At 59.7% G+C, this 11,753-nt stretch carries 5 protein-coding genes and 3 pseudogenes; 4 read left to right on the top strand and 4 right to left on the bottom strand.

Annotated elements, in window-relative coordinates; translation table 11 throughout:
- Positions 1 to 70: 70 nt before the first annotated feature.
- Positions 71 to 541, bottom strand: coding sequence for a DUF1289 domain-containing protein (locus HT737_RS26600; RefSeq protein ID WP_041067373.1), 471 nt, complete (start codon positions 539 to 541; stop codon positions 71 to 73).
- A 471-nt stretch (positions 542 to 1,012) separates the two neighbouring features.
- Here HT737_RS26600 and acnB point away from each other — a divergent pair.
- Positions 1,013 to 3,622, top strand: a pseudogene (gene acnB, locus HT737_RS26595) (bifunctional aconitate hydratase 2/2-methylisocitrate dehydratase).
- Positions 3,623 to 3,781: 159 nt separating this feature from the next.
- Here acnB and HT737_RS26590 read toward each other — a convergent pair.
- The 3 genes and pseudogenes from HT737_RS26590 to HT737_RS26580 all read right to left on the bottom strand — a co-directional run bounded on the left by HT737_RS26590 (position 3,782) and on the right by HT737_RS26580 (position 7,288).
- Complete coding sequence (locus HT737_RS26590) at positions 3,782 to 5,434, bottom strand: SulP family inorganic anion transporter (RefSeq protein WP_182404325.1); 1,653 nt, start codon at positions 5,432 to 5,434, stop codon at positions 3,782 to 3,784.
- A 152-nt stretch (positions 5,435 to 5,586) separates the two neighbouring features.
- Positions 5,587 to 6,866: pseudogene (locus tag HT737_RS26585) on the bottom strand (HAAAP family serine/threonine permease).
- Positions 6,867 to 7,117: 251 nt separating this feature from the next.
- The gene (locus tag HT737_RS26580) at positions 7,118 to 7,288 is read right to left on the bottom strand and encodes a hypothetical protein (protein ID WP_182404324.1); all 171 of its coding nucleotides are present in this window, start codon (positions 7,286 to 7,288) and stop codon (positions 7,118 to 7,120) included.
- A gap of 718 nt (positions 7,289 to 8,006) precedes the next feature.
- Here HT737_RS26580 and HT737_RS26575 point away from each other — a divergent pair.
- The 3 genes and pseudogenes from HT737_RS26575 to HT737_RS26565 all read left to right on the top strand — a co-directional run bounded on the left by HT737_RS26575 (position 8,007) and on the right by HT737_RS26565 (position 10,990).
- A pseudogene (locus HT737_RS26575) lies at positions 8,007 to 8,975 on the top strand (2-hydroxyacid dehydrogenase).
- 157 nt (positions 8,976 to 9,132) lie between these two features.
- Positions 9,133 to 10,200 (top strand): phosphotransferase family protein, encoded by a 1,068-nt coding sequence (locus HT737_RS26570; protein ID WP_095668953.1) that lies wholly within the window; start codon positions 9,133 to 9,135, stop codon positions 10,198 to 10,200.
- A 22-nt stretch (positions 10,201 to 10,222) separates the two neighbouring features.
- The gene (locus tag HT737_RS26565) at positions 10,223 to 10,990 is read left to right on the top strand and encodes an SDR family oxidoreductase (protein WP_047293630.1); all 768 of its coding nucleotides are present in this window, start codon (positions 10,223 to 10,225) and stop codon (positions 10,988 to 10,990) included.
- The last annotated feature ends 763 nt before the right edge of the window (positions 10,991 to 11,753 follow it).

Genomic DNA, 11,753 nt, shown 5'->3' with positions numbered 1-11,753 from the left:
GCAAGCCAGCTCCCACAATATTTTGCATTTCACTCCGATCATTGTGGGAGCGAGCCTGCTCGCGAAGCTGCTAGGCGCCGAAGGCGTCCTTGAGAAAGCCCGGTGCGATATAGCGCTGATAATGCGCTTCCGACAACAGGAAGAATTCCCGATCAATGGCATCACGCAGTTCCGGCAGGTTCCAGTCGCGGAACTCCGGCAGCAACACCATCCCGTAGGCCTCCAGATTAATGATCACCCGCGCCCCGCGAGCGATCAGCTGATAGGCCCAGCAATATTCCGACTGATGCGGTACAAAGCGGATCTTGCGCTGTTCCAGCTGCTGGCGCAGACGCGCCGAATCGAAGATCTCGACCTTGCTCGCCATCACTTGTGACAGCAATTGCTCCAGACGCAACCACACTGCACGCTTTTCCTCCTCGCCGTAACCGTTCCAGTGGATCACTTCGTGGTGGAAACGCTTGCAGCCACGGCACACCAGATCTCCGTAAACAGTGGAGCAGAGGCCGACGCAGGGGGTCTTGATGGTCTGATTGGGCATAAATTGGCAAAACACTGAAACGCGGAACAGGTCGGCATGTTAGCCCTTTGTCGGCCATTGATCACCCCTCAAACGTCAGGGGCAAGCGCTGGATCGCGGTTTGGCGCGCCCGTGCACAACGCCACCAAAGTCCAATAGAGCGCGACTTACCTTTTAAAATTTTTTTTTTGCCGTAGAATCAGCCAGCCTTTTAAGGCGCCAATGTCCGTTAGAAGCTGTTTTCAAAGCGTCACGAGCACAGTCGTTCCTTCAGAGCGGTGTTGGCGAAGGGTTTTTCCAGCGGGGAAAAGCCCAACGCCAACCCTCATCAGCTCCCCGTTCTGCAGGCGTAAAACTTTGAAAGCAGCTTCTGTAAGGAATTGCCGGTAATTCTGGCCAAACGACTCACAACGTCGTGCGGTGCATGAGTACGGCAATTTCGGGATGAGCGTCCCGGACACCCATTTGGGACCACTGATGAGGGTAATAACTGTGCTTGAAGCCTACCGCAAACATATCGAAGAGCGTGCAGCCCTGGGTATCGTTCCCCAGCCGCTTAACGCCGAACAAACTGCAGGCCTGGTCGAGCTGCTGAAGAATCCTCCGGCTGGCGAAGAAGCTTTCCTCGTTGACCTGATCACCAATCGCGTACCACCAGGAGTGGACGAAGCCGCTTATGTCAAAGCCGGTTTCCTGTCGGCCCTGGCCAAAGGCGAAGTCACCTCCCCTCTGCTGGACAAGAAACGCGCTGTAGAACTGCTCGGCACCATGCAGGGCGGCTACAACATCGTGACCCTGGTTGAACTGCTGGACAACGCCGAGCTGGCGCCAGTGGCTGCCGAAGAACTCAAGCACACCCTGCTGATGTTCGATGCCTTCCACGACGTGGCTGAAAAAGCCAAGAACGGCAACGTTCACGCCAAGGCCGTGCTGCAATCCTGGGCTGACGGCGAGTGGTTCAAGAAGCGCCCGGTGCTGGCCGACAAGATCAGCCTGCGCGTGTTCAAGGTCACCGGCGAAACCAACACCGACGACCTGTCCCCGGCACCAGACGCCTGGTCGCGTCCTGACATCCCGCTGCACGCCCTGGCCATGCTGAAAATGGCCCGTGACGGCATCGTTCCGGACGAGCAAGGCAAGACCGGCCCGATGAAGCAGATCGAAGAAATGCGCGGCCAGGGCTTCCCGATCGCCTACGTCGGTGACGTGGTCGGTACCGGTTCCTCGCGTAAATCGGCGACCAACTCGGTGCTGTGGTTCTTCGGCGACGACATCCCTTACGTGCCGAACAAGCGCGCTGGCGGTTTCTGCTTCGGCAGCAAAATCGCTCCGATCTTCTACAACACCATGGAAGATGCCGGCGCACTGCCGATCGAGTTCGACGTGTCGAACATGAACATGGGCGACGTGATCGACCTGTACCCGCACGCCGGCAAAGTCTGCAAGCACGGTACCGACGAAGTCATCACCACCTTCGAAATGAAGACCCCTGTGCTGCTGGACGAAGTCCGTGCCGGCGGTCGTATCCCGCTGATCATCGGCCGTGGCCTGACCGAGAAGCTCGCGCCGAACTGGGTCTGCCTGCGTTCGACCTGTTCAAGAAGCCGGAAGCACCGGCTGAAAGCACCAAGGGATTCACCCTGGCGCAGAAAATGGTCGGCAAGGCGTGCGGTCTGGCAGAAGGCAAAGGCGTTCGTCCTGGCACCTACTGCGAACCGAAAATGACCACCGTAGGTTCTCAGGACACCACCGGTCCAATGACCCGTGACGAACTGAAAGACCTAGCGTGCCTGGGCTTCTCCGCTGACCTGGTGATGCAGTCCTTCTGCCACACCGCGGCGTATCCGAAGCCGATCGACGTGACCACCCACCACACCCTGCCTGACTTCATCATGACCCGCGGCGGCGTTTCCCTGCGTCCGGGCGACGGCATCATCCACTCGTGGCTGAACCGCATGCTGCTGCCGGACACCGTAGGTACCGGTGGTGACTCGCACACCCGTTTCCCGATGGGCATCTCGTTCCCGGCCGGTTCCGGTCTGGTCGCGTTCGCCGCTGCCACCGGCGTCATGCCGCTGGACATGCCGGAATCGATCCTGGTGCGCTTCAAAGGCAAAATGAAACCTGGCATCACCCTGCGTGACCTGGTTCATGCCATTCCTTACTTCGCCATCCAGAACGGTCTGCTGACCGTCGAGAAGAAAGGCAAGAAAAAACGCCTTCTCCGGCCGCATCCTGGAAATCGAAGGCCTGGAAGGCCTGACCCTGGAACAGGCATTCGAACTGTCCGACGCCTCGGCCGAACGTTCGGCTGCCGGTTGCACCATCAAGCTGTCGAAAGAGTCGATCACCGAGTACCTGCAGTCCAACATCACCCTGCTGCGCTGGATGATCGGCGAAGGCTACGGCGATGCACGTACCCTGGAACGTCGCGCGCAAGCGATGGAAGCCTGGATCGCCAACCCGCAACTGATGGAAGCCGATGCCGACGCCGAATACGCCGAAATCATCGAAATCGATCTGGCCGAGATCAACGAGCCAGTTCTGTGCGCGCCGAACGATCCGGACGACGCCCGTCTGCTGTCCAGCGTCGCTGGCGAGAAGATCGACGAAGTGTTCATCGGTTCGTGCATGACCAACATCGGTCACTTCCGCGCTGCCGGTAAACTGCTGGACCAGGTCAAGGGTCAGCTGCCAACCCGTCTGTGGCTGTCGCCGCCGACCAAGATGGACGCTCACCAACTGACCGAAGAAGGCTACTACGGCATCTACGGCAAGGCCGGCGCACGCATGGAAATGCCAGGCTGCTCGCTGTGCATGGGTAACCAGGCACGCGTTGAGCCGAACAGCACCGTGGTCTCGACGTCGACCCGTAACTTCCCGAACCGTCTGGGCGACGGCGCGAACGTCTACCTGGCTTCGGCCGAACTGGCGTCCGTGGCTTCGATCCTGGGTCGCCTGCCGACCGTCGAGGAGTACATGGAATACGCTGGCAAGATCGACAGCATGGCGGCCGACGTTTACCGCTACCTGTCCTTCGACCAGATCGCCGAGTTCCGTGAAGCGGCTGCGAACGCCAAGATTCCGGTCGTTCAAGCCTAACGCGACACTGCAATGAAAAACGCCGCCCATCGTGAGATGAGCGGCGTTTTTTTTATGCGTGCTCTGTTCCACATCATTCCTTGTAGGAGCTGCCGAAGGTGCGATCTTTGCTCTTGATCTTAAAAAGCAAGATCAAAAGATCGCAGCCTCCGGCAGCTCCTACAGGGAGGCGTCAGATTTCAAGGCTTGCTGCACCGCCCCATCGACGCTCAGCCCGCTGAGTATCACCCCGTTGGCCGTCACCTCCGGCAACGCCTCCAACACGGCCAGCGCTTCCTGTTTGAGCCGCGCCAGAATCAGCCGCTTGCCCTCCTGATGCACCCGCAGGAAAAACGCCTGCATCGCCTCGATACTGGTACCGTCCAGGTCCGGGGTTTCCTCCAGACTGAGGATCACCGTGTGTACCGGCGCGTCCGAATGACGAATCAAATGCAGCGCCGCACCGAGAATCCGCTCCACATTGGCGAAAAACAATGCCTCACTGGGCCGCACAATCAGCACTCCCGGCTCAACCGTCGCCGTTGGATGTCGCTGCAAATCGACAAAATCGTGCCCGCCGTCGATCCGCCCGAGCACCTGAATGTCCGCCGCCGACATCTGTTTGAGCATCAGCAACACGCTGATCGCCACCGACACCAGCAAGCCGTCGAGAATGCCCAGCACCAGCACCGCCCCCACCGCGCACATCACCAGCAGCCGATCCCGGCGCCAGACGAAGTAGCGCCCCAGCGGCTGCAGACTCAAGCCACGCGCCAGCGCATGAATCACGATGGCCGCCAGAATCGGCTCCGGCGTCAGGGCGATCCACGGCAACACCGTCAGCACGATCACCAGCACCACCAGCGCCGCCACGCCACCGGCCCAGCGTGACGTCGCCCCGGCCGCCTCGTTCGCCGACGTCGCCGAATACCCGGCCCCCGCCGGCATGCCATGGAACAACCCGGACAACAGATTCGAGGCCCCCAGCGCCAGCAGATCACGGTTGGAGGTCACACGATCACCGTGTTTGAGGGCGAACGCACTGATCGAGCCGTACGACTCTGCATACAGAATCATCACCAGCGCGAACCCCACCTCACCCAGCCGCAGCCAGTCGGCAAACGGCAGCACCGGCAGATTCGGTACTTCCAGGCTCAGGTCGATCAAGCCGATCAACTTCACACCGTGAGCCGGAAGGTTCAGCCATTGCCCGGCGACGATACCGATCACTACCACCAGCAAACCGCCGGGCACTCGTGGAAAACGGGAGAACAGGCTTAACAACAGCAGCGCCACCGCGGCGACAACGGCCGCCGACCAGTTCCATTGCGGCAGTTGTTCGAGCAATTGCGGGGCGAAGCGCACCAGATTGGCATCGGTCAGGTGCACGCCGACCACGCTGGCGACCTGTTTGAGGATGATCGTCAGCGCCAGGCCGAAGGCGAAACCGCGCAATACCGGTTTGGCGATAAACGAAGTCACGCTGCCGAAGCGAAAGATCCCCGCCAGCAAGAACAGCCCACCGGTGACCAGTACCAAGCCGACCGCCAGCGTCGCGCGTAACTGCGGGTCGCCATTGGCCATGGTCGCGGTGGTCGCCGCCAGCACCGCCGCTGACGAAGACGTGGCCGAGACAATGGCAAAGCGGCTGGTGCCAAACAGTCCGTAGCAGAGCAATCCGGCAAACAGGGCAATCACGCCGACCTGCGGCGCCAGCGCGGCGATGGTCGAATAAGCGACCGCTTCGGGCAAGAGCAGCCCGGCAATCGACAGGCCGGCGAGGATGTCACGCCAGCGATTGGTGGGTTCTACCGGTTGGGCCGTACTCGACAATCCACTGTCTCCAGACAAAAAAAAAGCCGCTGTGCATGAGAGATGCGCAGCGGCCTACTGTAGCTGAAAAGCGAAAGATCGCAGCCTTCGGCAGCTCCTACAGGTATACACAAACCCTGTAGGAACTGCCGCGGGCTGCGATCTCTTGATCTTCAAGCAGTCAGCGAATAAATCAACGCCGAAATCGCCACCAGACCTACGGCGGTGACAAACACGTTCGACGCCTGACCGCGATAGCGCGCCATCGCCGGTACTTTACGGATCGCGTACATCGGCATCAGGAACAGAATCGCAGCGATCACCGGGCCACCGATGGTCTCGATCATCCCGAGAATGCTCGGGTTCAGGGTCGCGACGATCCAGCACACCACCAGCATGAACGCCGCCACGATGCGATCCAGCGCCTTGGCACCCGGACGCTTGCCGCTCTTGACGATCAGGCCCTTGAGGCCTTCGCTGGCGCCGATGTAGTGACCGAGAAACGACTTGGAGATCGCCACAAACGCAATCAACGGCGCCGCGAACGCGATGGTCGGGTTGCTGAAGTGGTTGGCCAGGTACGACAGGATCGACAGGTTCTGCGCCTTGGCTTCGGCCAGTTGTTCCGGCGACAGGGTCAGCACGCAACTGAAGACGAAGAACAGCACCATCACCACCATCAACAGGTGGGCACGGCAGAGGATCTGCGAGCTGCGCTGGTCAGCGTTGACACCGTAACGACGCTTCTGATCTACCGCAAACGCGAGATGATCGGCGAGTGGTTGAACGAAAACACCATGACCGGGATCGCCAGCCACAGGGTGTGCAGCAGCGCCGACGGTGCCGGCACTTGCGAGGCGGTGGAAAGAATGCCGCCGTTCCAGTGCGGAATCAGGTACACCGCGAGGAACAGCAGCGCAACGATGAACGGATACACCATCAGGCTCATCGCCTTGACGATGGCCTGCTCGCCGCAACGCACTACGGCCAGCAGGCCGAGGATCAACACGAATGACAGCAGCGCGCGCGGTGGCGGCGTGATGTGCAGTTGGTGTTCGAGGAAACTGGCGACCGTGTTGGTCAGGCCGACGCTGTAGATCAGCAGGATCGGGAAGATGGCGAAGAAGTACAGCAGGGTGATCAGCGCACCGGCCTTGATGCCGAAATGCTGCTCGACCACGTCAGTGATGTCGGCGCCTTCGCGACCGGAGAGGACGAAGCGGGTCAGGCCTCGGTGGGCAAAGAACGTCATCGGGAAGGCCAGCAGCGCGAGGATCACCAGCGGCCAGAAGCCACCCAGACCGGCGTTGATCGGCAAAAACAGGGTACCGGCGCCAATGGCCGTCCCGAACAGTCCCAACATCCACGTGGTGTCATGGCGATTCCAGCTCGACAGTTCAGCTGGTGCTGCCGCTTCATAGCGTTCGTCGACGCTATTGGCCTGATCATTCATCCGGTCGGATCTCCGCATTCCGGTCACTTGCCACTCGGTCGGGACGCGTCGGAAAAAACCGACAGACATGCTCCGGCCGAAACAGGGGCGCGATTCTCCGTGATAAATGAGCAGAAGCAAAGACTTAGCTGAGGAATGGTTGTACGGAGCAGATCAGCGGGTTGTCGTTTTTGGGAAAATAGCTGTCGGCTTCGGATAAGTGAAATGTCGTTTTTCGACAAGTTCCAGCGACAACTCCACCGGCAAGACGATCAGATTGATCGAGCGAGGAGAAATCCGAGTGACATGCAAAACAGGCCGAACGCCAGTATTCCCCAGATTGGGTACATATCGCCCTTGTTTTTGATGCGCATTCTTTCAACGTCCTCATCGTATTCTCGATCTGCCCGATCAATCATGGCCTGACGGTCAAATGTACTCATGGTGATTTCCTTTTTAGAGAGTGGGTTTGAATGGTACAAACGCGAACACTTAAAACTTGAGTGAAAGTCCTACTACGGCCGCTGTTGCGGTCAACACCCCAGTGACTACCGCAAACGGATAAAAATACGTATCCCACCTCAACTTCTTTTCTTCCGCCATAAGCTTTTTTCTCTCGGCCGCCAGTTTCCGTATTTCACTCATTATCCTTTCGAGTTCCAGGTGTTCTCGATTGTTTTGAAGCATTTGCCTTCCTTGGCTGTTGGTAGTCACTGCCCGAGCTACTTTGTGTCCCCATGATTTCGCGTTCATCACCATTCCGGTAGCAGACGCATCTGCCAAATTCGTAGGCAAAATCCGCGAAAAACGTAGGTAGCCTCGTACAAAAACAGCGGCGAGCTCATCACCCCCAAATTTTCAATCTGGCCGACATGTTCTAGCGTGAGAGGAGTTCCTTGCCCCACGGAGTCTTTGCCCATGCCCCTCGTCCGCGTCGAAATCAAAAAACGCCCAATACGCCAGTTGACTGGACTCGCTGGCGTCTTCGTGCAGCCGATCAACAATACCAGGGCGAGCTTCTGACGAAGCGCCCGCGCGCTCCCCGTGTCAGCTCCTACACTGGCTGAAGCGGGGCTGCGGCCATCATTGCCAAACAGCTCTGGAATCAGCACCCTGACACGACTTCGCGACCGAACCGCCATTGATCACAGGAGCCGCGCAATGCCCGCCACCGTTCTGGTACTGGTTGAAACCATCAATGACTATCTGCCGATTCTCGAGCATCAGGCTTTCATCTGATCCTCGCACCAACCCCTGCCGAACGCACGCAAGCCATCGCCACCCACGGGGCACGGATCGACGCGGTACTGACTCGTGGCCCGCTGGGCCTGACCGCCGAGGAAATCGGCCGCCCTGCCGGCGCTGAAGATCATCACCGTGATCGGTGCCGGTTACGAACACGTCGACCTGCAGGCCGCCAGCGATCGCGGGATCACTGTGACCAACGGCGCCGGGGTCAATGCCTCGTCGGTGGCCGACCATGCCCTGGCCATGCTGCTGGCACTGGTACGCGACATTCCGCGCTGCGACGCGGCGGTGCGCCGGGGTGAATGGCCGAAGATCATGCGTCCGTCGCTGGCCAATAAACGCCTGGGGATTCTCGGCCTGGGGGCGGTGGGCATGGCGATTGCCAAACGTGCTCACCTTGGTTTCGACATGCAGATCAGTTACCACAACCGGCAGCTGCGCAGTGATGTGCCCTACGCGTTCTGCTCCACGCCGACCGAACTGGCGCGGGCTTCGGATTTTCTGATAGTCGCCACGCCGGGCGGGATTGGCACCCAGCATCTGGTGACGCGTCCGGTACTTGATGCTCTGGGCCCGACCGGTTTCATCGTCAACATCGCCCGGGCCAGTGTGATCGCCACCGCAGAGCTGATCAGCGCGCTTGAGCAACGACGGATTGCCGGGGCTGCGCTGGACGTGTTCGATCACGAACCGCAGGTCCCGGATGCGCTGAAAACCCTGAACAATGTGATTCTCACGCCGCATGTCGCCGGTCTGTCGCCGGAAGCCACACAAGGTACGGTGGAACTGGTGGGGAAAAACCTGATGGCATTCTTTTCGGGGCAACCAGTGCTGACGCCAGTCATCCTGCCACCGAGACTCACCAACCAGCGCGTGCATTAACAAGCGCCGGCAGCGCCCTGCTGCCGGTGCCTATTCGAAACGCTGATTATCCTGCAACACGCTAACCTATAAGACCGCTGCGCGCTTGTGGCCGCCCTGGTGCGCCATTAGATTAGCCAATGATGTCTGGCCTCCAAAATAAGCAGAAGGGATAAGCATGGCGCTTACTGACCAGTCCACCCGTATCCGCTCTGGCGAAGAACTCGATGCCAGCCTGATCGATCCGTACCTCAAGGCGCACATTCCGGGCCTGACCGGCACGCCGCAGATCAGCCAGTTTCCCGGCGGCGCGTCGAACCTGACGTACCTGCTGGAATACCCGGACCAGGAATTTGTCCTGCGCCGTCCGCCGTTCGGCCACAAGGCCAAATCCGCCCATGACATGGGCCGCGAATTCCGCATCCTCAATCAACTGCGCGACGGTTTCCCCTACTGCCCGAAAGCCTACGTGCACTGCACCGACGAGTCGGTGATCGGTGCCGAGTTCTATGTGATGGAGCGGGTCAAGGGCATCATCCTGCGCTCAGATCTGCCGCCAGAACTGGGCCTCGATGCAGCCAGGACCGAAGCACTGTGCAAGAGCTTCATCGACCGTTTCGTCGAACTGCACCGGGTTGACTACAACGCCTGCGGCCTCGGCGATCTGGGCAAGCCGGAAGGTTACGTCGCCCGTCAGATCAAGGGCTGGAGCGAACGTTACGAAAAAGCCCTGACCCCGGATGCGCCGCACTGGGAAACGGTCAAAGCCTGGCTCAATGACAAGATGCCGGCCGACCATCCGACCTCAAGCATCGTGCACAACGACTACCGTTTCGACAACGTGATCCTCGACCCGGACAACCCGATGCAGATCATCGGCGTGCTCGACTGGGAACTGACCACCCTCGGCGATCCGCTGATGGACCTGGGCAACACCCTCGCCTACTGGATTCAGGCGGACGATCCGGCCCCCGTGCAACTGATGCGCCGCCAGCCCAGCCACGCCCCGGGCATGCTGACCCGCCGCGAGTTCGTCGATTACTACGCCGAACGCTCGGGCATCCGCATCGACAATTTCGATTTCTACTACACCTACGGCCTGTTCCGCCTGGCCGGCATCGTGCAGCAGATCTACTACCGCTTCTACCACGGCCAGACTCAGGACAAACGCTTCGCGCAGTTCATTCACATGAACAAACTGCTGGAGCACATGAGCCTGCAGGTCATTGCGAAATCGAGCCTCTGACGGCCCATACCAAGGAACCCCCATGTCCAAGACTCAGTTGTTCGACCTCGACGGCAAAATCGCATTCGTCTCCGGCGCCAGCCGCGGCATCGGTGAAGCCATCGCCAAACTGCTGGCCCAACAAGGCGCCCATGTGATCGTCTCGAGCCGCAAGCTCGAAGGTTGCCAGCATGTCGCCGACGCGATCATCGCCGCTGGCGGCAAAGCCACCGCCGTGGCCTGCCACATCGGTGAAATGGAACAGATCAGCCAGGTATTCGCCGGGATCAAGGAACAGTTCGGCCGCCTCGATATCCTGGTGAACAACGCCGCGACCAACCCGCAGTTCTGCAACGTGCTGGACACCGACCTGAGCGCATTCCAGAAGACCGTCGACGTGAACATCCGCGGCTACTTCTTCATGTCGGTAGAAGCCGGCAAGCTGATGCGCGAAAACGGTGGCGGCAGCATCATCAACGTTGCGTCGATCAACGGTATTTCACCGGGGATCTTCCAGGGCATCTATTCGGTGACCAAAGCGGCAGTGATCAACATGACCAAGGTCTTCGCCAAGGAATGCGCGCAATTCGGCATCCGCTGCAACGCCCTGCTGCCGGGCCTGACCGACACCAAATTCGCCTCGGCACTGGTCAAGAACGACGCGATCCTCAAGCAGGCGCTGACGCAGATTCCGCTCAAGCGCGTAGCCGATCCGAGTGAAATGGCCGGGGCGGTGTTGTACCTGGCCAGTGATGCGTCGAGCTACACCACCGGGGTTGCGCTGAATGTGGACGGTGGGTTCCTGTCCTGAACCAGACGTGCCTGTGCAGGAACTGCCGAAGGCCGCGATCTTTTGACTTTGATTTTGCAGATAAAGATCAAAAGATCGCAGCCTTCGGCAGCTCCTGCACGGGATTGAGGTCAGGCAATGACCTTGGCCAGGTGCCAGCCAAAATGCACCGCCAACCAAGCCGCCCCACGCTACTGCGTGACACACCGGGTGGTGGTGATATGGCGCGTAACCTGCTCGTCAACGTACATATCGCCAGACACCTGAGTGTTCTCCAGCGTCTGGCAGGTACGCACCGGCGGTGGTGGCGGCGCAGCAGGAGGCGGTGGCGGAGGACTGGCGCAGCCGCTCAATAGCGCGAAAGAAAAAGCCAGCGACAACGGCAGATACACGCGTTTCCCAGGATTATTCATAGGACGACCCGCGGTGAATGGAAGAGCCACTTCCGCTATCGCGCACGAATACCGCGGATGACGGAAGACCTGACCACTCATTCTTTATAGCCGACTACCCGGCGAGCGCCAGTGAAATGGAGGGGGATGAGGGAATTGGCTGTCGATTTTGTGGAGAGCAAACTCTGTGAGGGAGGGTTGCCTCAGCAAGCAATTTGTTGACTGGGAGGCCGCCATCGCTGGCAAGCCAGCTCCCACAGTGGGGATCGGGTGTCATCAGTTAGAGATTGGTCGGCTGTCAGGCCGCCATCGCTGGCAAGCCAGCTCCCACACTGGGATCGGGTGCCATCAGTTAGAAATTGGTCGGCTGTCAGGCCGCCATCGCTGCAAGC

Source organism: Pseudomonas sp. MD195_PC81_125 (genome assembly GCF_014060985.1).
In the GTDB taxonomy this organism is placed as follows: Bacteria; Pseudomonadota; Gammaproteobacteria; order Pseudomonadales; family Pseudomonadaceae; genus Aquipseudomonas; species Aquipseudomonas parakoreensis.
This window is presented reverse-complemented; position numbering and strand designations above follow the sequence as displayed.